This window comes from Serratia liquefaciens ATCC 27592, assembly GCF_000422085.1.
Classification (GTDB): domain Bacteria; phylum Pseudomonadota; class Gammaproteobacteria; order Enterobacterales; family Enterobacteriaceae; genus Serratia; species Serratia liquefaciens.
Window position 1 is genome coordinate 199,228 of record NC_021741.1, and the last position, 26,433, is coordinate 225,660.

Annotated in this window: 26 protein-coding genes; 16 read left to right on the forward strand and 10 right to left on the reverse strand. The window is 55.5% G+C overall.

The features are described from left to right. Nucleotides 1–231 precede the first annotated feature (231 nt). A complete protein-coding gene (locus M495_RS00885; protein ID WP_020824797.1) occupies nt 232–2,547 on the reverse strand; it encodes a zinc/cadmium/mercury/lead-transporting ATPase in 2,316 nt (771 codons plus the stop codon). A gap of 663 nt (nt 2,548–3,210) precedes the next feature. Here M495_RS00885 and M495_RS00890 point away from each other — a divergent pair. Then, nucleotides 3,211–4,674, forward strand: coding sequence for a serralysin family metalloprotease (locus M495_RS00890; protein ID WP_020824798.1), 1,464 nt, complete (start codon nt 3,211–3,213; stop codon nt 4,672–4,674). 55 nt (nt 4,675–4,729) lie between these two features. Continuing rightward, the gene (locus M495_RS00895; protein ID WP_020824799.1) at nt 4,730–5,107 is read left to right on the forward strand and encodes an AprI/Inh family metalloprotease inhibitor; all 378 of its coding nucleotides are present in this window, start codon (nt 4,730–4,732) and stop codon (nt 5,105–5,107) included. Between the two features lie 39 nt (nt 5,108–5,146). Here the strand turns inward: M495_RS00895 and M495_RS00900 are convergent, their stop codons facing one another. After that, nucleotides 5,147–5,773: a lysoplasmalogenase gene (locus M495_RS00900; protein ID WP_020824800.1), complete on the reverse strand. Its 627-nt coding sequence runs from the start codon at nt 5,771–5,773 to the stop codon at nt 5,147–5,149. A gap of 400 nt (nt 5,774–6,173) precedes the next feature. On the opposite strand from M495_RS00900, the gene M495_RS00905 reads away from it, so the two are divergent. Beyond that, the gene (locus M495_RS00905; RefSeq protein WP_369982314.1) at nt 6,174–6,731 is read left to right on the forward strand and encodes a tyrosine-type DNA invertase; all 558 of its coding nucleotides are present in this window, start codon (nt 6,174–6,176) and stop codon (nt 6,729–6,731) included. Nucleotides 6,732–6,829: 98 nt separating this feature from the next. On the opposite strand, the gene M495_RS24630 is transcribed toward M495_RS00905, so the two are convergent. The 3 genes from M495_RS24630 to M495_RS00920 all read right to left on the reverse strand — a co-directional run bounded on the left by M495_RS24630 (nt 6,830) and on the right by M495_RS00920 (nt 9,446). After that, nucleotides 6,830–7,582 carry a helix-turn-helix domain-containing protein gene (locus tag M495_RS24630; protein ID WP_020824802.1) on the reverse strand — a complete coding sequence of 251 codons (753 nt, stop codon included), beginning with the start codon at nt 7,580–7,582 and terminating at the stop codon, nt 6,830–6,832. A 290-nt stretch (nt 7,583–7,872) separates the two neighbouring features. Next, on the reverse strand, nt 7,873–8,253 hold the full coding sequence (locus tag M495_RS00915) for a CaiF/GrlA family transcriptional regulator (protein WP_020824804.1): 381 nt from the start codon (nt 8,251–8,253) through the stop codon (nt 7,873–7,875). 635 nt (nt 8,254–8,888) lie between these two features. Beyond that, entirely contained in the window at nt 8,889–9,446 is a 558-nt protein-coding gene (locus tag M495_RS00920; protein ID WP_041414112.1) for a tyrosine-type DNA invertase, read from the reverse strand. Between the two features lie 146 nt (nt 9,447–9,592). Here M495_RS00920 and M495_RS00925 point away from each other — a divergent pair, with 146 nt between their 5' ends. The 5 genes from M495_RS00925 (at nt 9,593) to M495_RS00940 (ending at nt 12,380) form a co-directional block, all read left to right on the forward strand. Then, on the forward strand, nt 9,593–9,898 hold the full coding sequence (locus tag M495_RS00925; RefSeq protein ID WP_020824806.1) for a hypothetical protein: 306 nt from the start codon (nt 9,593–9,595) through the stop codon (nt 9,896–9,898). A gap of 23 nt (nt 9,899–9,921) precedes the next feature. Further along, complete coding sequence (locus M495_RS00930) at nt 9,922–10,608, forward strand: helix-turn-helix domain-containing protein (RefSeq protein ID WP_020824807.1); 687 nt, start codon at nt 9,922–9,924, stop codon at nt 10,606–10,608. Nucleotides 10,609–10,677: 69 nt separating this feature from the next. Continuing rightward, complete coding sequence (locus M495_RS25435) at nt 10,678–11,295, forward strand: hypothetical protein (protein ID WP_144079298.1); 618 nt, start codon at nt 10,678–10,680, stop codon at nt 11,293–11,295. Beyond that, the gene (locus tag M495_RS00935; RefSeq protein WP_169534186.1) at nt 11,267–11,887 is read left to right on the forward strand and encodes a helix-turn-helix transcriptional regulator; all 621 of its coding nucleotides are present in this window, start codon (nt 11,267–11,269) and stop codon (nt 11,885–11,887) included. Before M495_RS25435 ends, M495_RS00935 begins: the two co-directional genes overlap by 29 nt. 136 nt (nt 11,888–12,023) lie before the next feature. Continuing rightward, on the forward strand, nt 12,024–12,380 hold the full coding sequence (locus M495_RS00940; RefSeq protein WP_020824810.1) for a DUF2500 domain-containing protein: 357 nt from the start codon (nt 12,024–12,026) through the stop codon (nt 12,378–12,380). 27 nt (nt 12,381–12,407) lie between these two features. Here the strand turns inward: M495_RS00940 and M495_RS00945 are convergent, their stop codons facing one another. Continuing rightward, on the reverse strand, nt 12,408–12,680 hold the full coding sequence (locus M495_RS00945; protein ID WP_006317223.1) for a DUF1145 family protein: 273 nt from the start codon (nt 12,678–12,680) through the stop codon (nt 12,408–12,410). Beyond that, entirely contained in the window at nt 12,670–13,290 is a 621-nt protein-coding gene (rsmD, locus tag M495_RS00950) for a 16S rRNA (guanine(966)-N(2))-methyltransferase (RefSeq protein WP_020824811.1), read from the reverse strand. Before rsmD ends, M495_RS00945 begins: the two co-directional genes overlap by 11 nt. Nucleotides 13,291–13,510: 220 nt before the next feature. Here rsmD and ftsY point away from each other — a divergent pair, with 220 nt between their 5' ends. The 4 genes from ftsY to rpoH all read left to right on the forward strand — a co-directional run bounded on the left by ftsY (nt 13,511) and on the right by rpoH (nt 17,923). After that, nucleotides 13,511–15,130: a signal recognition particle-docking protein FtsY gene (gene ftsY, locus M495_RS00955; protein ID WP_020824812.1), complete on the forward strand. Its 1,620-nt coding sequence runs from the start codon at nt 13,511–13,513 to the stop codon at nt 15,128–15,130. Between the two features lie 5 nt (nt 15,131–15,135). Beyond that, entirely contained in the window at nt 15,136–15,807 is a 672-nt protein-coding gene (gene ftsE / locus M495_RS00960) for a cell division ATP-binding protein FtsE (RefSeq protein ID WP_020824813.1), read from the forward strand. After that, nucleotides 15,797–16,750, forward strand: coding sequence for a permease-like cell division protein FtsX (gene ftsX / locus M495_RS00965; RefSeq protein ID WP_020824814.1), 954 nt, complete (start codon nt 15,797–15,799; stop codon nt 16,748–16,750). Before ftsE ends, ftsX begins: the two co-directional genes overlap by 11 nt. A gap of 315 nt (nt 16,751–17,065) precedes the next feature. Then, nucleotides 17,066–17,923 carry an RNA polymerase sigma factor RpoH gene (rpoH, locus tag M495_RS00970; RefSeq protein WP_020824815.1) on the forward strand — a complete coding sequence of 286 codons (858 nt, stop codon included), beginning with the start codon at nt 17,066–17,068 and terminating at the stop codon, nt 17,921–17,923. Between the two features lie 59 nt (nt 17,924–17,982). Here the strand turns inward: rpoH and M495_RS00975 are convergent, their stop codons facing one another. The 3 genes from M495_RS00975 to panM all read right to left on the reverse strand — a co-directional run bounded on the left by M495_RS00975 (nt 17,983) and on the right by panM (nt 21,657). Next, nucleotides 17,983–19,980 carry a hypothetical protein gene (locus M495_RS00975; protein ID WP_236615032.1) on the reverse strand — a complete coding sequence of 666 codons (1,998 nt, stop codon included), beginning with the start codon at nt 19,978–19,980 and terminating at the stop codon, nt 17,983–17,985. A gap of 70 nt (nt 19,981–20,050) precedes the next feature. After that, a complete protein-coding gene (locus M495_RS00980) occupies nt 20,051–21,268 on the reverse strand; it encodes a DUF3142 domain-containing protein (RefSeq protein ID WP_020824817.1) in 1,218 nt (405 codons plus the stop codon). After that, nucleotides 21,265–21,657 (reverse strand): aspartate 1-decarboxylase autocleavage activator PanM, encoded by a 393-nt coding sequence (gene panM, locus M495_RS00985; RefSeq protein WP_020824818.1) that lies wholly within the window; start codon nt 21,655–21,657, stop codon nt 21,265–21,267. Before panM ends, M495_RS00980 begins: the two co-directional genes overlap by 4 nt. Before the next feature lie 406 nt (nt 21,658–22,063). Here panM and M495_RS00990 point away from each other — a divergent pair, with 406 nt between their 5' ends. The 4 genes from M495_RS00990 to livG all read left to right on the forward strand — a co-directional run bounded on the left by M495_RS00990 (nt 22,064) and on the right by livG (nt 26,433). Then, nucleotides 22,064–23,179: a branched-chain amino acid ABC transporter substrate-binding protein gene (locus M495_RS00990; RefSeq protein WP_020824819.1), complete on the forward strand. Its 1,116-nt coding sequence runs from the start codon at nt 22,064–22,066 to the stop codon at nt 23,177–23,179. 283 nt (nt 23,180–23,462) lie between these two features. Next, entirely contained in the window at nt 23,463–24,389 is a 927-nt protein-coding gene (livH, locus tag M495_RS00995; protein ID WP_020824820.1) for a high-affinity branched-chain amino acid ABC transporter permease LivH, read from the forward strand. Continuing rightward, a complete protein-coding gene (locus M495_RS01000) occupies nt 24,386–25,669 on the forward strand; it encodes a high-affinity branched-chain amino acid ABC transporter permease LivM (RefSeq protein WP_020824821.1) in 1,284 nt (427 codons plus the stop codon). Before livH ends, M495_RS01000 begins: the two co-directional genes overlap by 4 nt. Then, the gene (gene livG / locus M495_RS01005) at nt 25,666–26,433 is read left to right on the forward strand and encodes a high-affinity branched-chain amino acid ABC transporter ATP-binding protein LivG (RefSeq protein WP_020824822.1); all 768 of its coding nucleotides are present in this window, start codon (nt 25,666–25,668) and stop codon (nt 26,431–26,433) included. The genes M495_RS01000 and livG overlap by 4 nt, the downstream gene beginning before the upstream one ends.

Genomic DNA, 26,433 nt, shown 5'->3' on the forward strand with positions numbered 1-26,433 from the left:
TGTAGGGATAAAAGGGACGACGATCAGGTTCAGGATTTTAAAATATAGCGGTTTCATTCATTCGGCCATGACTCTGATAAGTTAAGTAGGCTTATCGGGTTTCAGGAATAGGTGGCGGAAGAATATAGAAAGGCATGCTGGTTTTATGGTTATTACGTGCGACTTGCCGGTGTTATTTTTCGGCTAAGTGAATCAGGATGCCATTGCTGGCATCCTGATATGTGGTTCTTATTACTGACGTTTCTTCAGCAAGCGTAGGGCGTTGGCGGTGACCAGCGCGGTAGCGCCAGAGTCCGCCAACACCGCCAGCCACAGCCCGGTCAGGCCCATCAGGGTGGTGATCAGGAATATCCCTTTCAGACCCAACGCAATGGTGATGTTCTGGCGGATATTGGCGTGTGTAGCGCGCGAGATGCGGATCATCTCCGCCACGCCCAGCAGCCGATTGTGCGTCAGCGCCGCGTCGGCGGTTTCCAGCGCCACGTCGGTGCCACTGCCCATGGCAATACCGATGCTGGAGGCTTTCATTGCCGGCGCATCGTTGATGCCATCGCCGATCATCGCCGTTGGGCGCAGCTCGCTCAACTCGGTTACCGCCCTCACTTTATCTTCCGGCAGCAAACCGGCACGGTAGTCCAGCCCCAGCTCGGCGGCAATCGCTGCGGCCGCTCGAGGGTTGTCGCCGGTTAACATTACGCCGTTGATCCCCAACGCATTCAGTTCGGCAATCGCCTGCTTGGCGTCGCTGCGCAGCGTATCGCGCAGGGCCAGCAGGCCGATCGGCACGCCATCTTCCAGTACCACTACCGCCGTTTTACCGGCATTTTCCAACCGTTCCACCTGGTTAGCACCTTGCTGATTGAGCAAGCCTGCAGCCAGTTTGGCCGGTGTACTGATCAGCACGGTTTTACCGTCGACAATGCCTTCCACACCGACGCCGGCCAACGCACGACGGTTCTGTGCCGGCGGCAAAGGAGCACCATATTGTTCGGCGCGATTGATAATGGCCTGTGCCAATGGGTGATGGGAGCCAGCTTCTACCGCTGCGGCAAGGATCAACAGTGACTGTTCGCTGATGCCGTTGAGCGGCAGCACATCCGTCACCGTCGGTTTGCCCTCCGTCAGGGTACCGGTTTTATCGAAGGCGATGGTTTGCACCTGGCCGAGCTGTTCCAGCGCCGCGCCACCTTTAATCAACGCGCCGCGACGGGTTGCCGCCGCCAGTCCGGAGGTAATGGCTGCCGGAGTGGAAATCACCAGTGCACAAGGACAGCCGATCAGCAACAGGGTCAGGCCGCGATAAATCCAGACATCCCAGGGTTGAGCATACATCAACGGTGGCACCAGAATTACCGCGATAGCCAGCAGCATAATGGCCGGGGTGTAGTAACGGCTGAAACGGTCAAGGAAACGCTCGATCGGCGCACGGCGCTCTTCGGCTTCTTCAATCAGCTGCAGGATACGGTCGATGGCGTTTTTGCCCGGCTCGGAAATCACCTTCATCTGCGCGGCCTGATCGACCGACAAACTGCCCGCCGCCACTTTCTGACCTTGCTGACGCTCGACCGGGACCGACTCGCCGGTCAGGGCGCTTTCGTCGAAGCTGGCGAACGGGTTGAGCAGCTCGGCATCGGCCGGAAGGCGACCGCCGGGGGCAATTTCAATCACATCGCCGGGGCGCAAGCTGGAGACCGGCACGCGTCTACGCTCGGTACCCTGCAGCAGCAGGGCATCTTCAGGAACCAGCTCCATCAACGCTTTCACGCCACGACGGGCGCGGTTGGCGGCGTAGGATTCGAGCATTTCGCCGACCATAAACAGCAGCAGCACCATGGCCGCTTCGGCAGTAGCGCCGATAAACAGCGCGCCGATGGCCGCCACGCTCATCAGCGTTTCGATGGCAAACGGCGTGCCGGAGCGGATCAGACGTATCGCCTTGGTGGCGACTGGTGCTAACCCCACCAGCGTGGTGGCGATAAAGGCAATGCGGCTCAGCTCAGGGTTGACCATGCTGAGTGCCCAACTGACGATCATCAGCGCGGTGAGCAGCAGCAACGGGCCGAATTCCCCCAGGCGTGAAGGTTTAGGTGGCTCGGCTTGGGTTGCCTGGGTACCAAGCAGGGTAAAACCGGCTTGTTTTACCGCATCCTGAATGCGCAGGCTGAGATCGGACTGACCGTCTACCACCAGCTTTTCGGTGGCGAATAACACCCGTGCGTTTACGACACCCGGGATGGCAGTAACGGCATTTTCAATCTTTTTAGCGCAGCTGGGGCAGTCCATACCCGTGACTTTCCAACTGTAGCGCTCGTTGCCGGAGAGAGGGGCGGCAGCGAGCCTGTCACTTTCCTCGTCCGGATCCCCATGATCGTCAGCGCTGCAACAGCTGGCGCCATGATCGTGAGCATGAGAGTGTTCGCCAGGGTTGACGGCGTTTTGTTTTTCACTGCTGCAACCGTGCTGGGTTTTGCTGTGGCTGTGATTGCACCCGCAGCCACCTTCGGCATGGTTATGTTCCTGATGATTGTGATTTTCATGGTTATGCATAACGTCCCCCCTCAGGGCAGTTAATGAGCTTCTTGAAACAAACTCTACACCCTGGAGCCCACTCCAGAGTCAAGCGACGGATGAGAATTATTGCTAATGGCGCACCTGAGGGAGAATTGGGGTATTTCTTTTTTCCCATGTCGTTTATCAGGGGGGCGACGAGCGCGAAAGACCCGAGGTGATTAGTCAAAAAAAGAAAATGTTATTCCTGCGGGAACTAAAAAGTACCGGCGGCTAATAATAAAGAGTTATTAATCTATAACGCTTTAGCAAAATTTAACTTTTAGCCGTCTAAATCCCAGCACGATTCGCTTGACGCTGCAGACCGCATTTTTGTTGGAGTTTGTTACCAACTCATGGCATTTAAGTTTCATTAATATTGTAAAGAACGCAAAAAACCAGCATAAATCGCCTTCGAAACGATAATAAATGGCTGATTATTTTATGTGCAGTTTTACACCGCTGCCTATAATTGGAATCGATTACCATTTATGGTGGTAATCTTATTTGCTGATATATATGCATTAATTCTCTCTAGCACACTGCCGGCAACGGCGCATAAACTCCTTCCCGTAAGCGTGCGGTTCGTTCTCCGTAGCTTCCTGGCAGGTTATGTCTATCTGTCTGATTGAAAACAATCAGCTAATGAGTGGAATCGAACCAATGCAATCTACTAAAAAGGCAATTGAAATTACTGAATCCAGCCTTGCGGCTGCGAGCTCCGCTTACAATGCAGTAGATGATTTGCTGCATTATCATGAGCGAGGCAACGGGATTCAGGTTAATGGCAAGGACTCATTTTCTACCGAACAAGCCGGGCTGTTTATTACCCGCGAGAACCAAACCTGGAACGGTTATAAAGTTTTTGGCCAGCCGGTTAAATTAACGTTCTCTTTCCCGGATTATAAATTCTCTTCCACCAACGTCGCCGGCGATACTGGACTGAGCAAATTCAGCGCGGAACAGCAGCAGCAGGCTAAGCTGTCGCTGCAGTCCTGGTCTGACGTGGCCAATATCACCTTTACCGAAGTTGGTGCCGGCCAGAAGGCCAATATCACCTTCGGTAACTACAGCCAGGATCGTCCCGGCCATTATGACTACGATACCCAGGCTTACGCCTTCCTGCCGAACACCATTTATCAGGGCCAAAACCTGGGCGGGCAGACCTGGTACAACGTCAACCAGTCCAACGTGAAACATCCGGCCAGCGAAGATTACGGCCGCCAGACCTTTACCCACGAAATTGGCCATGCGTTGGGCTTGAGCCATCCGGGCGATTACAACGCCGGTGAAGGCAACCCGACCTACAGAGACGCCAGCTACGCCGAAGATACTCGTGAGTTCAGCCTGATGAGTTACTGGAGCGAAACCAACACCGGTGGCGACAACGGCGGGCACTACGCTGCGGCGCCACTGCTGGATGACATTTCCGCTATTCAGCATCTGTATGGTGCCAACCAGACCACCCGTACCGGCGATACCGTGTATGGCTTCAACTCAAATACCGGCCGTGACTTCCTCAGTACCACCAGCAATTCGCAAAAAGTGATTTTTGCGGCCTGGGATGCGGGCGGCAATGACACCTTCGATTTCTCCGGTTACACCGCTAACCAGCGTATTAATCTGAACGAGAAATCTTTCTCCGACGTGGGTGGGCTGAAAGGCAACGTGTCCATTGCCGCAGGTGTGACCATCGAGAACGCGATTGGCGGTTCAGGCAATGACGTGATCGTCGGCAATGCGGCCAACAACGTGCTGAAAGGTGGCGCGGGCAACGACGTGCTGTTCGGCGGTGGTGGGGCTGATGAGCTGTGGGGCGGTGCGGGCAAAGACACCTTTGTCTTCTCTGCGGTCAGCGATTCTGCGCCGGGTGCCTCCGACTGGATCAAGGACTTCCAGAAAGGTATCGATAAAATCGACCTGTCATTCTTCAATCAGGGCGCGCAGGGTGGCGATCAGATCCACTTCGTCGATCATTTCAGTGGAGCTGCGGGCGAAGCCTTGCTGTCTTACAATGCGTCGAATAACGTCAGCGATCTGGCCCTGAATATCGGTGGCCATCAGGCCCCGGACTTCCTGGTGAAGATCGTCGGCCAGGTTGACGTCGCCACTGACTTTATCGTTTAACAGTGCAGGTGGTAACGCCCGGCGCCGGTTGGCCGGGCGTTATACAGGAGACGATATGAAGGGCAGCTTAGCGCACGCCGCCTTAGTGGCAGGCGGCATGATGGTTACGGGAGCAGTTATGGCCAGCAGTTTGGTTCTTCCCAGCGCGCAATCATTGGCGGGGCAATGGCAGGTCGCCAATGCCGAACAACAATGTCAGATTGAGTTTTTGGCCGGTGAACAGAGTGAAATCAACGGCTACTCCTTGGTTGATCGGCAGCACTGTTTGGAAAAGGTGTTAACCGCCGAGGTGGTCGGTTGGCGCCCGGCACCGGACGGCATCGCTTTGCTGCGGGCGGATGGCAGTACGCTGGCGTTCTTCTCGCGCGATGGCGATATTTACCGCAACCAGCTTGGCGCGGATGACGGACTGACGCTGAAAGCGCTGGTATAACAACAGCGGGTTCGGCAGTCGAACCCGCCCTGAGCAGCCTTACAGATACAGCGAACGTACGATCAGGAAATGGCCGGAGAAATAGCAGAAGGCCACCAGCGCATCCGCAGCGCGGAAGGTCCAGCGATAACGGTTAACCAGCCACACCACGTTGGCCAGCAGCAGCAGTGAAGTGCCCGCCAGCAGCGAGAAACCGAAATCGGTGCTGCGCATAAAGTACTGCTCACCCGCCAGCCACACCATCAGCAGCGTCATCGCTACATAAGTGGCGATCGGCCAACGCATTTCTTCCAGTCGCGTCCAAATTGTTGCCAGTAACAGCACGCCGATAATCAGCAGCGCCAGCGGCAGCGGCCAAAACAGGCTGAAGGTCATCTGACTGGCGAAGCTCAGGGTATACAGCAAGTGCGACAGGAAAAAGGCACCGATGGCGTAAAGCACGCGTTCGCGCGGCAGCAGCAGCAGGGTGTCGGCGATCAGGGTTGCCAGCAGGCCGAGGACGATCAGATACCCTGCAGGCCCCAACACCGGCGCTTGCCAGGCCAGCAATAACAACAGCAGCAGGGTGATGGGCTTAAACACCCAGCGCTGCCAGCGAGGCCCACGGTAGGAGGCATCGACGAACAGCCAACCGGAAAAGAATACGGCAAGGAACGGCCAACTCATTATGTCTTCCTTATTCATTGTGGGAACCACAGCAACCGGTTCCAAATTGTTACCAGTGTCACTTCCTGTTTGCAGTGTAGGCAGCGCCTCTGCGATCGACAATGCTTTCTTGCTGATGAACTGTAACTTATTTGCAGAGTAAGAAAGGGAGCCGTGGTTTTTCTCAGGAAAATTTACTGACAATGGCTGCTCGACCGCCGTGAATCATTTTCTAAGAACAATAACTGCCCGATGCGAATGCTAATTAATTAGTAATTAATGCTGCGCGTGACAATAATAGCTAAGGATTAATCTTAGAGTCTCATTACTATTTAGCACGTTTGGTAACTGTATTTGCATTTTTGGCTGTTTTTTAAACCCGCCATCGGTCCTGCTTGATACATGATGTTTCTGGGGAGTTATGCAATTGGAAATAAGAAAATATCTGAATGAATCAGAAATAAAAAAAATGATAAAAAATATAAAGGGAGGACTAAACTCGGTCAGGGACAGTTGTATGATCACCATGTGCTTTGTTCACGGTTTACGGGCCAGCGAGTTAAGTCGTATGACGCTGGACAATATAGAACTCGCCGAGCGGCGGGTTTTTATTTCGCGACTGAAAAATGGTCTGTCGGTTCAGCACCCATTACAACCGGATGAGACCCTGATGCTTAAACGCTGGCTGGATGATCGTAAAGACAGCCCGCATGCCGGCCAGCCCTGGTTGTTTTTGTCGCGCAAGGGCGGCCGGCTATCGCGCCAGCAAATCTACCGACTGATCCGCGATTACGGCAAAGCGGCATGTCTCGAATTACCTGCCCATCCCCACATGTTGCGTCACGCCTGCGGTTATAGCCTGGCAAATAAAGGTATGGACACCCGACTGATACAAGACTATCTCGGCCACCGGAATATTCAGCATACGGTACTCTATACCGCCAGCAATGCCCAACGATTCAAAAGAATTGAATTTTAACTTTCGGCCAGGGCTTAATTCGCGCGAAATGGCAACAGTGTGATAATTAAGCGACGGTTTATTCCTATTAGGTCATTGGCTGAATATTTAATACTTATTCAGCATGACTTGGGGTGGTTTTTTTCTGGCTCTGTATTGTAGTGCTCGGCGGCGGCAAACAGTGCCACCTCATGGGGCACATTAAGTCGCCGCATAAGATTGTGTTTTTGGCCGCTCACCGTTTTGACACTTTTCCCCAGCAACTGTGCGGTTGCCGTGACGCTGCCGTTGCGCAGCAGGGCGGTCAACACCTGCTGTTCCGCTGCCGGCAAGGCAATCTGCGCGGTCGCATGCTGTGGGCCGTAAAGCAGCCCCCCCAGCGCATAGAGTTCGCCGTTGTGTTGCAAACCGGCTTTGTCCATGGCCCGTTTTTTATGGCTGGAAATGGTGCGAATATCTCGGCTCATGCGGGCGGCCAACTGCCAGGGGTGCATGCCGCCAAGCAATGTCAGCAACACCCGACTCTCTGTTAGCGTCAAAAGTGGCAGGCTCTGTGGTTGTTTGGTGGACAGATCGGGAGAGATGTTCAGCACGCCTAACAGACGGTGCCAGGCGGGAGTGGAAAACGGTGCTTGCAAACTCAGTTTCAGGTCATGCCGGCAAGACTTCAGCGCCACCAGTTGCCACAGCAGCGGTAGCCATTTGACACCGCCGGTATGGGGCAGGGGCTCTAGCCGCACGGCGCTTTCGGCGGCGGGGTGCAGTTTGAGAACAATGCTGGGCAGACTCTCCGCCGTGGCAATATTACGAAGCAGGTCCAGCTCTTTGGGAGCGGGGAAATAGCCGGTGCGATCGTTAACGGTCAAACGCATATCATCTCTCCTGCAATCAAATGAAAAAATTGCGCCGGGGTTAAAAAAACCAGTAGAGCAGCAGCGCAAAAAGACACCAGAGCAGTGCACTGAGGGTAAGCATCAGGTTCCAGGCAAGCCGCTCCAGGTGATACAAGGTTCTTTTGGTCAAGGCAGGGTCATTCCCCTTGGTTTGAAAAAGTCGGGGCCGGTTAGACGCAACGCTGTTCATGTCATCACGGCTTGGCCCCGATGGGAAAAAGTTGTCTATAGGCAACCTCTCTAATTAGGGGAGCGAAAAGGGCCTGTTATCACAGATGCAGTTCGCTCCACGGCCGTTGAAGCAGTTGTGCCCAGACGCTTTGCCTGTCTACATTGCGAACCCTGGTGCTCTTTGTTCGTAATGGCAGAGGTTGGCTTACCGTGCGGATCCAGACCCGCAGTTCCTGGCGGTGCGATCGCGGATGGGTATAAACGTGTTGGTCGCAGGTGATGCAAGGGCTGTGAACGATATAGCGCAGAATGTAACCCGCTTTACGGCGCGGTACGTTAAAGGCCTGCATGATGCGCTGACGATTCAGATAGTGGTTTTGCAGCAACCCCCAGGTGGCCACAATGCGACATAACGGCTGTTCGGCCAGGTGCGCTACCGTTTCCGGCAGGGTGATATTCTCGTCATGCTGAAGCTTCATAAAACCCCCTGTCTCCTTGTACAATGAATCGTTGTTGGGGTGGCTTTGCCATGGATAAATTTTCTTGCGCCCGGTGCTTCCGATTAATGCTGAAACCCGTGTCGGGTGTCTTGAAAAAAAACAAGAGTGAATCTGTCGTCACTGTTGCGTATTTTCTTCACGTGCATGTTTCCACCAGTATTTCCACCTTTGCTGTTTTAAAGGGGACCGGTGCAAAGATGCAGAATTTCCATTTGGTATAATAATTAAAGTTATTTTTTATTTTCTCCTTTTATTTCAGTGTGATGCGTTGTTTTTTTGAGCTGAAAATGCGACATTTTGGACCAAAATGTGACATTCAGATAATTAATCTGTTTTTAGGCGTTCCAGCGGGCTAATGTTTTAGTTTTAGTAGAGCGTTGACGGATTTGTCAGTGTATGTATCTGAAAATAAAATGACGTTGCTTCGCTGTTTAATTGCGTTAATTTATTTAACAAAGGTTCGCTTCGGTGAGCCTTTTTTATTTTGTTTAGTGGGTTGTTGATATTGAAGGAAATAAAATTGTTGCGTAAAAGCGGGGGGTATTCTTATTGACTTGAAATCGTACAAAACTAAGATATGTAACACTTTGGTCCAAAATGACCTATTTTCCACCTCACTTTTTTTGCCATAATCCAATAAAGCGATTGGGATTGCTGGCGGTATATATCACCGTATGTCGAATATTCCGGTGACCCAGATAATCCTGAATCAAACGCGTGTCGACGCCCGAATCCGCCAGCGCATAGCCACAGGCATGTCGCAGCATATGTGGGTGCGATGCCACCGTAATATTGGCGGCCTCGCCGTAGCGTTTAATCAAGTAATGCACGTGTTTGCGCGTCAGTTGGCCGCCTTTTTGCGACAGGAATAACCACTCGCTGTCAGCATCGCGCCACTTGTCGCGCACATTGAGCCAGCACAACAAGTGCGGCAGCTCATCTTGCGCTAAGGGATGCACGGTCGAAAAACCGTTCTTCAGGCGGCGGATATAAATCACGTTATCGCGCAGATCGATATCAGATATTTTTAACTGACAGGCTTCGCTGGCGCGCAGCCCGTGGATAAAACACATCTGTATTAAACAACGGTCACGCTCCGGATGTTTTCCAATGTGCGTGGCAAGCAGGATGTCATTTATTTCACCGAGAGTGAGGTGTTTTCGAGTTTTCATTATTTTGGCTCCATATAGCCTCTCCGACCCGATGCCGTATGAGGATCTTACTGGAGAGAAAATAGCCTGTTTCCATTTTTTTACGCATCTATTTTCTTTGCGAATAAATGGCGGCAGCTGATCTGACAGGAGGAGTAAAAACCACCATGCAGCATGAATTAACCGCGATGGCAGCACCCACGATACTCACCCGCAAGGCCGCCCGTGCCGTTGCTGGCAAAGCTGCCAGCCTGGAACGGCGCATCATGCAACTCAGCGGGATGGCTTACGGTGTAGAAGATTGGCTGTGTGCGTTGCACAAGACCGCCGAATTGTGGCGTAGCCTCAGTGAGACGCCCTTGCTGGCTGAAAACGAACGTCACTATGCCCGGCTACGCTATCACCACTGTGCTCATCCAGCCACTCATTTGCTGGTGCGTCAACGTTATCAGGCCGATCAGCAGCAGTTCTGAATCTACAGCAGAGGGACTCCCTTATGTCAGCTACCTCTTTTCCATCGCGTTTGCGCGTGGTCGTGATGATGGCTCCGGGGCTGGTGCGAGAAGGCACCCTGAAAGTGTTAGCACTTACCCGTCAGGCGATCGCATCGTTAATTGTGGTCGACGATCTATTGACTCTGCGACAGACGTTATCGCAAGACGGAGCAGATATCATTATCACTGGGCTCTGCGGACATCGCGACAAACTGCGCGATTTTTTCCTGTTTTATTCCCACTATCTGCGTTTCGACCTCAATACTACCTGGCTGTTGTACAGCGAACCGTTAACACCGTTGCTAACCACTCTGAGCCCGTTGAGGCCGAGTGAAGGGCCATTGTGCCTACCGCACGATCTGCAGCCGCATCAGTTGCACGATTTGTTGCTGAAACGTCAGGCGTTGGGGCATCCGGCTTTTGTGGCCAAGGGCCTGCTGTGTCGGACGCCGTCGGAGATTGCTCTCAGTTGGCCGGAGTTACAGGTCCTCAGTCATTTTGTCTGTGATGCGCTTGAACACCTCGTTACGCCAACGGGGGGATTTACGACGAAGACCCTGAGTGCCCATAAACGTAGCGCGATGCGCAAACTGGGTGTGCATCGCGATCAAGAACTCCATGCGTTGCTGTATGGTTCTCGCTTATGCCCAACAAGGAGGTTGCCTGATGTTGCCCTCAGCCAGAGATAAACACATCCGCCGCTACACCTGGTTGGCCATGTTGCTGGTATGCGGCATCTTTGGGTGGGGGGTAATTTGGTGCGCACTGAAATTCGCCGGTATTTAATGGTTGGCCGCGCTTGGTCAAGCCGGCTCTTAAAACAATTTACCGACAAGTGCTTATGCCCTCAGGTCGTTACGCTCACGGTTAGGGTGGCGGTGACTTTGTTGTGGGGCGTGCTGTTTTTCCCTCAAGCTGAGGCTGGCACGCTGTTGAATGGCTTGCCGACGTCCTTTATTGGTCGCAGTGGGAAAAACGCATTGCCTCAGCGGCTGGCACAATGCCGTCATGACGCCAAAATACTCGACGCTTCGCCTGCGAACCATGCCGGACGTTATTTCCATGTTCTGAGCGATCGCTTCGCTCAATGGGGAATTGGCCCTGAAACCAATGTCAGTCCTCCATTGACCCGCGTCCAACGCTGCGAACTTAATCGTTTCTGTGACATGTTGCACCGGCTGGCCGGTAGGCAACTGTTGGATCAGCTGTTTTTGCCACAGGGCGGGGTGGCTGAAGTGGAATATCGTACGGTGGTCGTCACGGCCCCAGGTTTAAGGAGAAACAATGACACCTCTAAAAGTGATGGTTATGGAGCCGAATCCCTGGTTTCGGCACGGAGTCCTGGCGGTGCTTGCGTCACTCCCCGCCCAGTATGAGGTTTGTGGGGTGACTGACCGGCTGTCGGAATTGCGCGGTCTGTTGCACAAACAACCGTTCGACCTGTTGTTGTCAGATACCCACGGACACGATGAAAGCCTGGATGACTTCTTTGTTTTCCGTGGGAGATTCTGGAAGAAGCACGCTAATGTGACCTGGCTGATGTGGAGCGACGGTTATAGTCCTTTCTTGTCGGGTTTATCTTCCAAAATGATACTGCCGGTTTGTCTGCAAAAAACGCTGCGTCCGACCGAGTTGAACTCACTGTTGGTGTTGCGTCATCGGCTGGGACATCATCATTTTTTGGCTGAATACCGTCGGACCCAGATGCGCGTCTGCTGTCATCTGACGCAAAAAGAGCTTTTGGTTATCAGCGCGTTGGCGCATGGCGAGCCGCAAAAGCAACTGGCGCGGCGGTTGGGGCGAAGTGAAAAAACCATCAGTTCACATAAGGCCCATGCCTTGCGCAAGCTGGGTGCCAGTAGCGATCGGCGGCTATTCCATCACCAGGGGGAAAATCGCCTGTTGGATATCCTGCGCTATGCAGGCATCAACATTCCTCATACTCCCTTGGGGAGTTACTCAGCATAACCCATCATGCTGAAGAGCCGTTCGTAATAAGCCGCTAATCAATGTTATGCATGGGGTTGTCCCAGGCAACAGCGGTGTCAGTTTAGGGCTTGTGCTATGTTTACGCTGATTTCACCGCGTGGAGATGGGAAGTAAGATGAGTAAGCCACCGCTGTTTTTTATCGCTGTGATCGCGTTGATCGCCGTATTGGCGACGCACCGCTATTTCAATCAGCGCCGTATTGAAGCGGATAACGATCGTGCGCCGGTACGCAGTTTGCAGGTCACGGTGAGTGATAAACGTGAGTTTCCGGTTGCCAAGACCCGGGCACCGCAGCGTGAGCCGCTGGTCAATGAACCGATGCATTATGAGGTGGTGTTTAGCCCGCAGCGCGGTGGCGAGGAGATCCGCTTGCGGTTGAAGCCGTGGCAGTATAATCCGATTGAAAAAGGCGCACAGGGTACGTTGAGCATGCAGGGCACGCGCTTCGTCTCATTTACCGCCCAGCCGTAGGGCACCGGACCCGGTGCCCATGTGGGGTTATTTTCTTTTGATTGGCGGCTGTTTTTTCTGCCAGGCCAGCAGTTCGAAGACGCCAAAGATGAAGATCTTGGCTTCTTGCCAGTAGCTTATCGGCTGATCTTTCGGTTGCGTGGACTTCAACAGAACCAGCTGCAGTCCGTGCATCACCACCATAAAGAACAGCGCCACGTCGATGAAATATTTCAGCGGCTTGGGAAAGGGGTGAAACAGGTTGGAGAGCAGAAAGCCCCACACGCACAGCATCAGCAGGCGACCCAGATTAATCAGCATTTTCGGTTTTCTCTTGCGAACGGATATAAAGACGATAAGCCACCTGACCGGTGACTTTTTCACGGTGTAATTGCCAGTTGGCCGGGACATCAGCGGCGGCGCTTTCGGCTTCGGCCTCTATATAGATCCAAGCCTCATCGGCCAGCCAGCCCTGCTGCTCCAGCAGCGTGACGGTTTCAGCCAGCAAGCCTTTGCGAAAAGGCGGATCGAGAAACACCACGTCAAACGGCTGAGCGGGGGTCGCCAGCCAGCTCAGCGCGTTGGTATTGACCACCTTGCCATTGCCCTGCAGCAGGGCCAGATTTTTTTCCAGTTGCTGCGCCACTGGGCGTTCAAACTCCAACAGCGTGACGCTGCCGGCATAGCGCGACAACGCCTCCAGACCGAGCGCACCACTCCCGGCGAAACAGTCCAGGCAGCGTGCCCCCTGGATCACCGGCGCCAGCCAGTTGAACAGGGTTTCCCGAACGCGATCGGTGGTCGGACGCAGCCCGGGGCTGTTGGGTACCGGTAGTTTTCGCCCGCGCCATTGGCCACCGATAATGCGGATCTGCCCGGCCGCAGCCTGAGGCGGTTTTTTTGCCGATGCCCGTGGCGATAGTCTTGTCATAGGTTTGCTTTGATTGTTTTCTGGCGGTGAGGCCGAATGAGTTGGCGATAAGTTGCCTCTATTCTACCGGTGAGAGGCGCCGGGGGAAACGGTAAAACTTTGTTGCCTGATTTCACAGTGGAAAGCATGCCGGATGCGTGTTGCTGAACGAGGGAAAGTGATAGACTCGGCGAATTATTGTCAGCATAAGCAAGCCTTCGGTACGGAGTAGAGTCATAACATGGCAAAAGATAAGAAACGCGGGTTTTTCTCCTGGCTGGGCTTCGGCCAGAAGGAAGAAGAGCAACAGCAACCTGAGACGCCGGTAGAAGCGGCGGAAAATCAGGCCGTGGAGACCCCGGCTGAACCGGTCGCTCCCAAGCTGGATGACCAGCTCCCCGCGCAGGAATCTGAACCTGCCGCTTCCGTAGAGACGCCTGGGGAGTGGGACGGCAGTCTGACCGGCGAACATATTGCAGAAAGCGTGCCGGCGATCGTCGAACACACTGCCGCGGCAGAAAAGCTGGCGGAAGAGATTGTCACCCTTACTGAACAGGTGGCGGCAGAACAGCAACAGCCGGCAGCGGAAGAGATTGCCGTGCCTGTGGCCGTGGTTCAGCCTGAACCCGAACTTGTCATCGAGCCTAAGCCAGAAACGACCGCGGTATCAGAACCCGAAGTGGTTACGCCAGAGCCGATTATTGCGCCAGAACCGGAAGTGGTTGAACCGGAACCGGTGATGGTGCCCGAACTGGAAGTAATTGAGCCTGAACCTACTATCGTGCCAGAGCCAGAGCCAGAGCCAGAGCCAGAGCCAGAGCCAGAGCCATTGTCGGCCAGCGTGGCGCTGGAACCGATTATTGTCGCGCCGGCTATTGAAGAAGAAAAAGAAACTGAGCTGTTGGCTCCTGCGGTCACTCAGGAACAGGAGCGTCCGACCAAAGAAGGCTTCTTTGCCCGGCTGAAACGTAGCCTGGTGAAAACCAAGCAAAATTTGGGCTCCGGTTTTGTCGGCTTGTTCCGCGGCAAGAAAATTGACGACGAACTGTTTGAAGAGCTGGAAGAACAGTTGCTGATTGCCGACGTCGGCGTGGAAACCACGCGTAAAATCATTACCTCTCTGACTCAGCATGCCAGCCGCAAGCAGTTGAAAGACGCCGATGCGTTATACGGCAAGCTGAAGGAGGAAATGTCCGAAATTCTGGCTAAAGTTGATCAGCCGCTGGATGTTGGCGGTAAAAACCCGTATGTCATTCTGATGGTTGGGGTGAACGGCGTGGGTAAAACCACCACCATCGGTAAGCTGGCTCGCCAGTTCCAGGCGGAAGGCAAATCGGTGATGCTGGCGGCGGGGGACACCTTCCGTGCCGCGGCGGTAGAGCAACTGCAGGTGTGGGGCGAGCGCAACCGTATTCCAGTGGTGGCGCAGCATACCGGCGCGGATTCCGCCTCGGTGATTTACGATGCGGTCCAGGCCGCCAAGGCCCGTGGCATCGACGTGCTGTTGGCCGATACGGCAGGGCGTTTGCAGAACAAAGCGCACCTGATGGAAGAGCTGAAGAAGATTGTCCGCGTCATGAAAAAACTGGACGACCAGGCCCCCCATGAGGTTATGCTGACTCTCGATGCCAGCACCGGACAGAATGCTGTCAGCCAGGCGAAATTATTTAATGAAGCCGTGGGCTTAACCGGTATCACACTGACTAAACTGGACGGTACCGCCAAGGGCGGGGTGATCTTCGCCATTGCCGATCAGTTCGGTATCCCGATTCGCTATATCGGCGTTGGGGAAGGCATCGAAGATTTGCGGCCATTTAAGGCTGACGATTTTATTGAGGCACTTTTTGCCCGAGAGGATTAATACGGATGATTCGCTTTGAACAGGTCAGTAAAGCTTATCTGGGCGGACGGCAGGCCCTGCAGGGGGTCGATTTCCATCTGCGCCCGGCAGAGATGGCGTTTCTGACCGGCCATTCCGGCGCGGGGAAGAGTACCCTGCTGAAACTGATTTGTGGTATCGAACGGCCAAGCGCCGGCCATATTTGGTTTGGCGGCCATGACATCAGCCGGTTGAAAAACCGCGAGGTGCCGTTCCTGCGTCGTCAAATCGGCATGATTTTCCAGGATCACCATCTGCTGCTGGATCGCACGGTTTATGACAACGTGGCAATGCCACTGATTATCGCCGGCGCCAGCACCGAAGACATCCGTCGCCGCGTTTCCGCTGCGTTGGACAAGGTCGGGCTGCTGGATAAGGCGAAGAACTTCCCGATTCAGCTTTCCGGCGGTGAGCAGCAGCGTGTGGGTATCGCCCGCGCGGTGGTGAACAAGCCGGCGGTACTGCTGGCGGATGAGCCTACCGGTAACCTGGACGATGCGTTGTCGGAAGGCATTCTGCGCCTGTTCGAAGAGTTTAACCGCGTGGGTGTCACCGTGTTGATGGCCACCCACGACACCGGGCTGATCGCCCGTCGCAATTACCGCATTCTGCGCCTGAGCCAGGGCCGCATGGCTGGAGGAGCGCATCATGGCGAATAATGCAAAAACCGCCAAGAGCAAAGCGCTGCGTGGCGGCTGGCGGGAACAATGGCGCTACGCCTGGATGAACGCCGTCAAGGATATGCTGCGCCAGCCACTGGCGACGCTGCTGACGGTGATGGTCATCGCCATCTCCCTGACGCTGCCAAGCGTGTGTTATATCGTTTGGAAAAACGTCAGCACCGCGGCGACGCAATGGTACCCTACGCCGCAGTTAACGGTGTACCTGGATAAATCCCTGGATGACGACGCGGCGGTGAAAGTGCTCGACGCCATCAAAGCAGAAGCTGGCGTTGAGAAAGTGAATTACCTGTCGCGTGAAGAGGCCCGGGGCGAATTCCGCAACTGGTCCGGCTTTGGCGGCGCGCTGGATATGTTGGAAGAGAACCCGCTACCGGCGGTCGCTATCATCACGCCGAAAATGAGCTTCCAAAGTTCCGACACCCTCAATACCCTGCGCGATCGCGTCGCGGCGGTGCAGGGGGTGGATGAAGTGCGGATGGACGACAGTTGGTTTGCCCGTCTGGCTGCACTGACCGGGCTGGTGGGGCAAGTGGCTGCAATGATCGGCGTGCTGATGGTGGTGGCGGTGTTCCTGGTGATCGGCAACAGCGTACGTCTGAGTATCTTCAGCCGTCGCGATACCATCAACGTGATGAAGCTGATTGGCGCCACCGACGGTTTCATCCTGCGGCCGTTCCTGAACGGCGGTGCGATGCTGGGCTTCTTTGGTGCATTGCTGTCGTTGGTGTTGTCCGGGGCGATGGTGTGGCGGCTGGAGTCGGTGGTCACCGGCGTGGCCAAGGTGTTCGGCACCACCTTTACCCTGCACGGCCTGGGTTGGGATGAGGCGCTGTTGCTGCTGATTGTTTCCGCGATGATCGGCTGGATCGCCGCCTGGCTGGCGACGGTGCAACATTTACGCCGATTTACACCACAATAAAGATTTTTTGGTATACTCTTCTCCTGCTGCTCCGAGCGTGTTGCGGGAGAAGAGCTACCGGCACTAACTTAAGCACCATCCAGTCTCTTCTTAGCGCACAAATTCCCTATCGGCCTGAATATTCGTCACGTATTGTCATGGACAATGCGATCGAAAAACTGTGAACTAATAGGGCGGAACGCGGTCAAAATCTGCAGCAAAATGTTATGGTGCCCGGCGTGTGGACCGCTTTTGCAATAGCAACTGCCGTTGAATCAATCATTTCCCCGCCGTGACAATCACCTGCATGACCTGTTTTTTCAAGAGAGGGTTTGAATGACCAAAGAAATGCAAACTTTAGCTTTAGTGCCCCAGGGCAGTTTGGAAGCCTATATCCGGGCTGCCAACACCTATCCGATGCTGACGGCAGAGGAAGAGCGGGAGCTGGCTGAACGGCTGCATTATCAGGGCGATCTGGAAGCCGCTAAGCAGCTCATCCTGTCTCACCTGCGCTTTGTCGCTCATATTGCCCGTAATTACTCCGGTTACGGCCTGCCTCAGGCAGACCTGATCCAGGAAGGTAATATTGGCCTGATGAAAGCTGTTCGCCGCTTCAACCCAGAGGTTGGTGTGCGTCTGGTTTCCTTTGCGGTGCATTGGATCAAGGCAGAAATTCACGAGTACGTACTGCGCAACTGGCGTATCGTCAAAGTGGCTACCACCAAAGCACAGCGCAAGCTGTTCTTTAACCTGCGTAAAACCAAGCAGCGTCTGGGCTGGTTCAATCAGGATGAGGTGGAATTGGTTGCTCGCGAGTTGGGTGTGACCAGCAAGGATGTCCGCGAGATGGAATCCCGCATGGCGGCGCAGGACATGACGTTCGATCCTACGCCGGACGACGAAGCCCGTGATGGCCAGTCTATGGCGCCGGTGCTGTACCTGCAGGATAAAAGCTCGGACTTCGCCGAAGGCATCGAGGAAGATAACTGGGAAAGCAACGCCGCAGACAAACTGGCCTATGCGCTGGAAGGTCTGGACGAGCGTAGCCAGCATATCATTCGCGCCCGTTGGTTGGATGACGACAATAAATCCACGTTGCAAGAGCTGGCCGATCAGTACGGTGTTTCCGCTGAGCGTGTGCGCCAGCTAGAAAAGAACGCCATGAAGAAACTGAAAATGGCGATCGAAGCCTAATCCCGCATAAGCGTTAAAAAGCCCGGCTAGCCGGGCTTTTTTGTGCCTGAAATTCGGCGTTACGGCGCGATCGCAGCAAAATCGGGTGCCGGACAGTCATAACCAAACTTGTTGGCCCAGGCATAGCGCGTCCCGTTATTGATATAGCGCTGATACAGCGCCCGGCCGGTTTTCGCGTCACGTTTAATCACCCAACCGGCGGCATTACACAACACGGCGGCATAGGCCTGGCTTTTTGGCGGCAGTAAGTCGGCGGCCTGCTGCGCCAGATCAACCGCCTGCCAGCGGTAGTGCAGGAAGCGATTATCCTGCGGCGGTAACGCCGCTTTGGCCCGTGCTGCCTCGGCACTGCTGATCCAGCTCTTATGCTTGAGCTCACGCGTATCAAAGGCATCCCCCAGATAGGAATAACCGGCGTCATAAATTGCATAGTCCGGTGTCATCTCATAACCCGTGAACACCAATCCCTGGCTGCGCAGCAGCGTTGCAGCCTGATAGTAGGCTTTGGCCCGCGCCAGCTTGTCTGCGGATTTATCCTGCGCCGTTTTCAGCGTATCGGCGTACTGTTGGGCAACCTGACGATAGTTCGGGATGTCAAAGTAGGCCATTGCTTCTTGAGGGCGTCCGGCGCGCATCAGCCGCCGCGCCAGCAGCTCGCGCAGTTGCACCTCCGGCGTAAGCGGCTGGCCGTTGTAGTCGTCGGGATTGACCGGTTTCAACGGCGTAGCTGGGGCTGGCACATGCTTATCAACAAAGCCTTTCAGTTCATCGATGGTCAGCACGCGTTCGGCCACGTCGGCGACGTCCGCCCAGTAAATATCTTTGCCGCGATAAAGGAAGTCCATTGCCTGCAGATAGTCGCCGCGATCCAGGGCCAGAATAGCCTGCTCCCCCGCCACCCGGCATTCGGGCACGATGGTTTCTGGCGTAAAGTCCGCATTACGCTGTTCGCCCCAGCTTTCATTGGAGGGGAATGCGGCCGCCGCTTTGGCGTAGTCTGCGGTAGCGGCTTTAACATCCCCGTCGCGCAGCGCCATTTTGGCGCGTAACCACCAGGCCAGGCCACTGTCGCCAGCGTGTTTTAGCAGGCTGGCCGCCATCGGGTATTGTCCTGCTCGGTAGGCCAGCGCCGCCAGCCGGTCGCTGCCGCTGAAACCGCTTTTCACCGAGGCGTCCAGCAGCGTCAGGATTTGGCTGATGATTTGTGCTGAGCGAGTGCCGGTGCCGTCCGTATCGGTCATTTGCAGATTACTGCTGCGGGCAAACAGCTCAATGGTGACCAGTTGTTGGATCAGCGGATCGGCGATTGTTTGCTTAAGAATATCGAAGTGATCCGGATTGACCAGGTAACTGGAGACGTACTGCAGCGACAGTGCCCCATTTTGGTCACCCTGTGCCGCCTGTTGAGCATATAACTTCGCTGCCTGGGTGACGTTGCCGAGCCAAAAATGAATGCGGGCCTGCTGCCCCAGGCTGCTCAGCGCCAGTTGATCTGGATCGGCCGTACCGCCTTTCACTTTATCAATCACCTGCTGGAAGGCCGCTAGCGCCTGCTCGAGCTGGGGCTTCGCGGGATGTTCGACTGCGATGCTCGAGCCGTCACCTTCGTTTTCCGGCGTGCCGTGATCGCCCATCAACAACCGGCCGAGTGAATACTGCGCCCTTAGCCCCCAGTCACCTTGATCTGCGGCAGGTAGCGCCAGAACCTGCTGGAAGTACTCGCTGGCGCGCGGATCTTTACCGGCGAAGGCCACTGCACCCAGTTGGTAAAGGCGGGCCGCGTCAGACAGCCCCTGGCTATTGACCGCATCGGCCTCTTCAACGGTTTTTGCCGCACGCATTTTCTCGATGATGATAGTTTCCGGCGACAGCGGCATCGGTTTCGGTGGCATCGCCGGTGGCGGTGCTTTCCACAACGGCAGCTGTTTATCCACTGCGACCAGACGCCCGGCTTCAAAGGCAAAGTTGCCTTCCGGCATATACAGCAGCGTGCCGTTGCGATCGACCAGTAAACGGTTAGGGAAATCCGGCCCGCAGGCGTAGCCATTAAGTGGCATCGCCAGCGCCGAGCCGATCAGGGCAGCCAGTAGAAGAGTTCGGCCGCGCAGAGTCCGTGTAGCGCGTGCATTACGGTGTGACAAGGGTGCCTCCTGGCGTCAGTTGTTGGCAGCGGATCCAGCCCAACGGCCGGGACTGCCCGGCGCGCAGCTGATCACTGCGGGTAAGCACAAAGCGTAGTCGTTGAGGCTCGCTTTCCAGCCGGTAGTTGCCTGCCGCGTCCGCCGCCAGGCACTCGCTGGCGGTGATGACGATTTCGTGCGGCAGCGGTGCATCCACCGGCCCGTTATTTTGAATTATCAGATCATTCAGCCCATTTTGCAGCGCCTGAGGGCTAAATTTTACCTGCCAGCTGACGTCGAGCGGTTGCTTTTCTATTACCGACCTCAGCGTAGCCAGTGACCAGGCGCGGCGATCGTCCTCCAGTGGCAAACGGAACCAGATCAGGCCCAGCAGGTGTGGTGTCGTCCGTGTGTTCAACTGGCGCAGAAAATCGGCCACCTGCTGCGGCGCGACCGTCAGCTCGCGCGAGGTACCCGCCACGCGTATGGAGGCTTCGCTTTCCACCTGCGCGCCTTGCGTATCGAACCCCACCAAACCCATACCATAGGCAGGCAGCGCCACCCGGAAAGGTCTTGGCGTGATTTGTGCGTACTGTTTTACCCACCGCAGTGCCAGCGGGGCAGCAAACAGGCCTTGTTCGGGCGACAGTACGGCATGCACCTGCAGCACGGAGCTGTCTGCCTGTTGCAAGACACCGGGAAGCGCAGCTGAGCCGATCCAGGCCGGCAATGCGGTAATGCCCAGTTGCAGTGAGGAGGGCAATTGCTGACGCAACTGCTGCAGGAAATGCTGATAGGCGGGCAGGCGCGCGGTAGCTGCGTCATGATCGATTTCAACGCCGATCACTTGCAGCCCGGCGGCTTGCCAGCGTTGCACCTGTTTTAGCAAACGTTGGCGAATCGCGACTTCATCCAGTTGCGTCAACTGCCCATCCAGACGGGCCACCAGCCACAGCGGGCGGCCATCTTGTTTCAGTAAGGGGAGATTGACCGGGATTTCCCGCCAGCCCTCACGCGGGTGCACTTGTAAACCCAGCACCCGCAGCGTAGGGAACAGATCGCGGCTTTGCGCTAGTGCGGCAGCATGCTGCGGCGTCCAAACGCGTTGCCAGACGTAGACCTGATTATCCCAGGTCGGCTGTATCCGCAGCGCCTGCTGGCGGCCGCCAAACCAGGCGATTAACGCCAGCACCAGCACCAACAGTGCGAGGAACCTGCGCTTCATCGTTGCCAGAGTTCGCCTTGATGAGTGAAACCGCAGGCGCGCATAAAGTTATCCACCTCGCCCCGCTCGCGTGGGGTCAGACCGGCGGTCGAAAGCTGCCAATGCGTTATCTGCGGTAACTGACGCTGCACGTCCTGCACCAGATACAGCCCGACGCCGCGACGGCGCGTGACTTCACGCACCAGCAAATCCTGCAGTTGGGCACGTTCACCGTCCAGCTCGAGTTTCACCGCCCCCAACAGCCGCTCATTGAAGCGTGCGGCGAACAGCGCTTTATTGCCGTTCAACCCGCTTTGCCACTGTTCCGGCTGCTGATGCGGCCAGATTTTGCCAAGGTCGATAAGGTCTTGCTGGGACAGCGTGGTTAATCGCTCAATAGTCAGTTTCATGCAGGATTTCCGAACGGCTAATCGATGCCGACAGTGTAATAGATCTTGCACAGAGCGTTGTGTAAGTTTTTCTGTACGATTACTGCGCAAAATGTTTTTTGCAGGACGCATTTTCCGAGTAAATATGTAGTTAATCGATCGAGAACCAGCATAACGCGCTGTGCCTGATGCAAAACAGCGCAGATTTAATCCGGATTTTATGCTGTTTACACCGCTTGTTTCTGATTGTGTAAGTTGATTTGCAGCAGAAAATTCCTGTTTAATGGCATGAAAAATAAAGTCTTATTAGAAAATATTGCCACAAAAACACCTAAATCATTATTACTTATGAATAAAAGCAGTAAATAAGGGTTGGGTGTCGGCAAACACAACAGGTACGTTCACAACGACAGATGGGGATTTGCGGATGAAATTAACAAAAGGTAAGGCGCTGTTGGCGGGTTGTATCGCGATGGCTATCGGGCATGCGGCAATGGCGAAAGACATCAAGGTGGCGATCGTCGGGGCGATGTCCGGCCCGGTGGCGCAGTATGGCGATATGGAATTCACCGGCGCCCGTCAGGCGATTGCCGATATCAACGCCAAGGGCGGTATCAAGGGCGACAAACTGGTCGGCGTGGAATATGACGACGCCTGCGATCCAAAACAGGCAGTAGCCGTCGCCAACAAGGTAATCAATGACGGTATCCGCTATGTGATCGGCCACCTGTGCTCATCCTCGACGCAGCCGGCTTCCGACATCTATGAAGATGAAGGCGTCATCATGATCACCCCGGCGGCCACTAACGCCGATCTGACCACCCGTGGTTACAAAATGATCATGCGTACCACCGGCCTGGATTCCGATCAGGGGCCAACGGCGGCGAAATACATCCTCAGCGAGATCAAACCCAAGCGCATTGCCGTGGTTCACGACAAGCAGCAGTATGGCGAAGGCCTGGCGCGCTCGGTGCGCGACAGCCTGAAAAAGCAGGGCACCGACGTGGTGATGTTTGAAGGTATCACCGCTGGCGATAAAGATTTCTCCACCCTGGTGGCGCGCCTGAAGAAAGAAAATGTCGATTTCGTTTACTTTGGCGGTTACTACCCGGAAATGGGCCAGATCCTGCGTCAGGCTAAACAGGCCGGTTTGACCACCCGCTTTATGGGGCCGGAAGGCGTGGGCAACTCCTCACTGTCCAATATCGCCGGTGCCGCCTCTGAAGGCATGCTGGTGACCCTGCCTAAACGTTACGATCAGGTCCCTGCCAACAAACCTGTTGTAGATGCGCTTAAAGCCAAAAAGCTGGATCCAACCGGACCGTTCGTCTGGACCACTTACGCGGCGCTGCAATCTCTGACTGCCGGGATGGAGCGCAGCGGCAGCCAGGAACCGGCCGACATCGTCAAGGACCTGAAAACCGGCAAGCCGGTGGAGACCGTGATGGGGCCGTTGAGCTGGGATGACAAAGGCGATCTTAAAGGCTTCGAGTTCGGCGTGTTCGAATGGCATGCTGACGGCACTTCAACGCCGATTAAATAATATACCCGTCGTCTTTCACGTTGCAGCGTTGTTGGCTTCACGGGTGCACCCCAGTCACTTAGTTTACTAAGCTCCTGGGGATTTACCCGCTTGCCGCCTAGCTGCAACGCGAAATCCATTGGGTATAAGCGTTTTTAATGATTGTCATTTCAGGTTTGCTTTACCCAAAATAAATTGAAGTTGCATCAAGGCGGCAAGGGAACGATTCGGGTGAATGAGTGCAGCCAACACAAATGCAGCTTCAAGTGTGATGGGTATAGAAAGCACAGCCAAGGGTTAGAGTATGTCTGAGCAGGTTCTCTATTTTCTGCAGCAAATGTTCAACGGCGTCACGTTGGGCAGCACCTATGCATTGATCGCCATCGGTTACACCATGGTCTACGGCATCATCGGCATGATCAACTTCGCCCACGGCGAGGTGTATATGATCGGCAGCTATGTCTCCTTTATTGTTATCGCCGCCCTGATGATGATCGGCATCGACGTCGGTTGGTTGCTGATTGGCGCGGCTTTCCTGGTATCGATCGTGATCGCCAGCGCTTACGGCTGGAGCATCGAGCGGGTGGCCTACAAGCCGGTACGCAACTCCAAACGCCTGATCGCGCTGATTTCCGCCATAGGGATGTCGATATTCCTGCAAAACTACGTCAGCCTGACCCAGGGCTCGCGCGACCTGGCGTTGCCAAGCCTGGTCACCGGGCAATGGGTGCTGGGGGAAAGCAACGGCTTTGCCGCCACTATCAGCACCATGCAGCTGATTATTTGGGTAGTCACTTTCCTGGCGATGCTGGCGTTGACGATGTTTATTCGTTATTCACGTATGGGCCGCGCCTGCCGCGCCTGTGCGGAGGATTTGAAGATGGCCAGCCTGCTGGGCATCAATACCGACCGGGTTATCTCGCTGACCTTTGTGATCGGTGCGGTGATGGCGGCGGTCGCCGGCGTACTGCTCGGGCAATTCTACGGAGTGATTAACCCCTATATCGGCTTTATGGCCGGTATGAAGGCCTTCACCGCGGCAGTGTTGGGCGGCATCGGCAGCATCCCCGGCGCGATGATTGGCGGCCTGGTATTGGGGGTGGCAGAGGCGCTGACTTCGGCTTACCTGAGTACCGAATATAAAGACGTGGTGTCGTTCGCGCTGCTGATTGTGGTGCTGCTGATCATGCCTACCGGCATCCTTGGACGTCCGGAGGTTGAGAAGGTATGAAACTCAATTTGCTCAACGCGCTGATCGCCACCCTGGTGCTGTTTGTGATGGCTTCATTCCTGATGGGCATGCAGCTGAGCCTGGACGGTACCAAACTGGTGGTGCACGGCGCGGCGGAAGTGCGCTGGATGTGGATCGGCATCGGCTGCGTCATTGTGTTTTTCTTCCAACTGCTGCGCCCGCTGATGCAGCACGGGCTGAAAAAAATCTCCGGCCCGGCCTGGGTATTACCGAGCTTCGATGGCACGACTGCCCGGCAGAAGCTGTTGGCCGCAGCGATTATTATCGCCGCGGTTGCCTGGCCATTTCTGGTCTCGCGCGGCTCGGTGGATATCGCCACGCTGACATTGATCTACGTGATGTTGGGCCTCGGTCTGAACGTGGTGGTGGGGCTGTCCGGTTTGCTGGTATTGGGCTACGGCGGTTTCTATGCGATTGGCGCTTACACTTACGCACTGCTGAACCATTATTACGGCCTGGGTTTCTGGGAGAGCCTGCCGCTGGCGGGTATGGTCACTGCCCTCTTTGGTTTTCTGCTCGGGTTCCCGGTGCTGCGCCTGCGCGGCGATTATCTGGCGATTGTCACGCTGGGGTTCGGTGAGATCGTGCGCATCCTGTTGTTGAACAATACCGAGATCACCGGCGGGCCGAACGGCATCAGCCAGATCCCGAAACCGACCTTTTTCGGCCTGGAGTTCAACCGCAGCGCGCGTGACGGCGGCTGGGATACCTTCCATAACTTCTTTGGCCTGAAATATGATCCGAGCGATCGCATTGTCTTTTTGTACCTGGTGGCGTTGTTGCTGGTGGTGCTGACGCTGTTTGTGATCAACCGCCTGCTGCGCATGCCGCTGGGCCGTGCCTGGGAAGCCTTGCGCGAAGATGAAATCGCTTGCCGTTCGCTGGGGCTTAATCCGACCAGAATCAAACTGACCGCTTTTACCATCAGCGCCGCCTTCGCCGGTTTTGCCGGCACGCTGTTCGCTGCGCGCCAGGGCTTCGTCAGCCCGGAATCCTTCACCTTTGTCGAGTCGGCCTTCGTGTTGGCGATCGTGGTTTTGGGCGGCATGGGATCGCAGTTCGCGGTGATCCTGGCGGCGATCCTGCTGGTAGTGTCGCGCGAACTGATGCGTGACCTGAACGAATACAGCATGCTGTTGCTGGGTGCCTTAATGGTATTGATGATGATTTGGCGGCCGCAGGGACTGCTGCCGATGAAGCGGCCACAGCTAAAACTGAAGGCGGCGGATATGCAAGCAGGCAAGGGGGAGCAAGTATGAGCATGCAACCTTTGCTGAAGGTCGAAGGGCTGTCGATGCGTTTCGGCGGCCTGCTGGCGGTCAATAACGTGGCGCTGACGCTCAACGAGGGCGAGATTGTCTCGCTGATCGGCCCGAACGGTGCCGGAAAAACCACGGTGTTTAACTGCCTGACCGGCTTTTACCGTCCGACCAGCGGCACCATCAAACTGCGTGAGCGCCATCTGGAAGGGTTGCCCGGCCAGGCCATCGCCCGGATGGGCGTGGTGCGGACTTTCCAGCACGTACGGCTGTTTCGCGAGATGACGGTGATCGAAAACCTGTTGGTCGCACAGCATCAGCATCTGAAAAGCGGCGTGTTCGCCGGGCTGCTGAAAACGCCGGCCTTCCGCCGTGCCGAAGCCGATGCGCTGGAGCGTGCCTCGGTTTGGCTGCAACGGGTGGGCCTGTTGGAGATGGCGAACCGTTCGGCGGGTAATCTGGCTTACGGCCAGCAACGGCGGCTGGAGATTGCGCGCTGCATGGTCACCCGGCCGGAATTACTGATGCTGGACGAGCCGGCGGCGGGCCTGAACCCAAAGGAAACCGACGAGCTGGATCACCTGATCGTCGAATTGCGCAATCAGCATAAGGTGTCGGTGCTGCTGATCGAGCACGACATGAAACTGGTGATGGGCATCTCCGATCGTATCTACGTGGTGAACCAGGGCACGCCGTTGGCGCAGGGCACCCCGGCAGAAATCCGTAACAACCCGGACGTGATCCGGGCCTATCTGGGCGAATAA

Bases quoted from the DNA above. Each gene is read 5' to 3' on its own strand.
- M495_RS00885 (WP_020824797.1), bottom strand. From the start codon at position 2,547: ATGCATAACCATGAAAATCACAATCATCAGGAACATAACCATGCCGAA.
- M495_RS00890 (WP_020824798.1), top strand. From the start codon at position 3,211: ATGCAATCTACTAAAAAGGCAATTGAAATTACTGAATCCAGCCTTGCG.
- M495_RS00895 (WP_020824799.1), top strand. From the start codon at position 4,730: ATGAAGGGCAGCTTAGCGCACGCCGCCTTAGTGGCAGGCGGCATGATG.
- M495_RS00900 (WP_020824800.1), bottom strand. From the start codon at position 5,773: ATGAGTTGGCCGTTCCTTGCCGTATTCTTTTCCGGTTGGCTGTTCGTC.
- M495_RS00905 (WP_369982314.1), top strand. From the start codon at position 6,174: ATGCAATTGGAAATAAGAAAATATCTGAATGAATCAGAAATAAAAAAA.
- M495_RS24630 (WP_020824802.1), bottom strand. From the start codon at position 7,582: ATGCGTTTGACCGTTAACGATCGCACCGGCTATTTCCCCGCTCCCAAA.
- M495_RS00915 (WP_020824804.1), bottom strand. From the start codon at position 8,253: ATGAAGCTTCAGCATGACGAGAATATCACCCTGCCGGAAACGGTAGCG.
- M495_RS00920 (WP_041414112.1), bottom strand. From the start codon at position 9,446: ATGAAAACTCGAAAACACCTCACTCTCGGTGAAATAAATGACATCCTG.
- M495_RS00925 (WP_020824806.1), top strand. From the start codon at position 9,593: ATGCAGCATGAATTAACCGCGATGGCAGCACCCACGATACTCACCCGC.
- M495_RS00930 (WP_020824807.1), top strand. From the start codon at position 9,922: ATGTCAGCTACCTCTTTTCCATCGCGTTTGCGCGTGGTCGTGATGATG.
- M495_RS00940 (WP_020824810.1), top strand. From the start codon at position 12,024: ATGAGTAAGCCACCGCTGTTTTTTATCGCTGTGATCGCGTTGATCGCC.
- M495_RS00945 (WP_006317223.1), bottom strand. From the start codon at position 12,680: ATGCTGATTAATCTGGGTCGCCTGCTGATGCTGTGCGTGTGGGGCTTT.
- rsmD (WP_020824811.1), bottom strand. From the start codon at position 13,290: ATGACAAGACTATCGCCACGGGCATCGGCAAAAAAACCGCCTCAGGCT.
- ftsY (WP_020824812.1), top strand. From the start codon at position 13,511: ATGGCAAAAGATAAGAAACGCGGGTTTTTCTCCTGGCTGGGCTTCGGC.
- ftsE (WP_020824813.1), top strand. From the start codon at position 15,136: ATGATTCGCTTTGAACAGGTCAGTAAAGCTTATCTGGGCGGACGGCAG.
- ftsX (WP_020824814.1), top strand. From the start codon at position 15,797: ATGGCGAATAATGCAAAAACCGCCAAGAGCAAAGCGCTGCGTGGCGGC.
- rpoH (WP_020824815.1), top strand. From the start codon at position 17,066: ATGACCAAAGAAATGCAAACTTTAGCTTTAGTGCCCCAGGGCAGTTTG.
- M495_RS00975 (WP_236615032.1), bottom strand. From the start codon at position 19,980: ATGCCACTTAATGGCTACGCCTGCGGGCCGGATTTCCCTAACCGTTTA.
- M495_RS00980 (WP_020824817.1), bottom strand. From the start codon at position 21,268: ATGAAGCGCAGGTTCCTCGCACTGTTGGTGCTGGTGCTGGCGTTAATC.
- panM (WP_020824818.1), bottom strand. From the start codon at position 21,657: ATGAAACTGACTATTGAGCGATTAACCACGCTGTCCCAGCAAGACCTT.
- M495_RS00990 (WP_020824819.1), top strand. From the start codon at position 22,064: ATGAAATTAACAAAAGGTAAGGCGCTGTTGGCGGGTTGTATCGCGATG.
- livH (WP_020824820.1), top strand. From the start codon at position 23,463: ATGTCTGAGCAGGTTCTCTATTTTCTGCAGCAAATGTTCAACGGCGTC.
- M495_RS01000 (WP_020824821.1), top strand. From the start codon at position 24,386: ATGAAACTCAATTTGCTCAACGCGCTGATCGCCACCCTGGTGCTGTTT.
- livG (WP_020824822.1), top strand. From the start codon at position 25,666: ATGAGCATGCAACCTTTGCTGAAGGTCGAAGGGCTGTCGATGCGTTTC.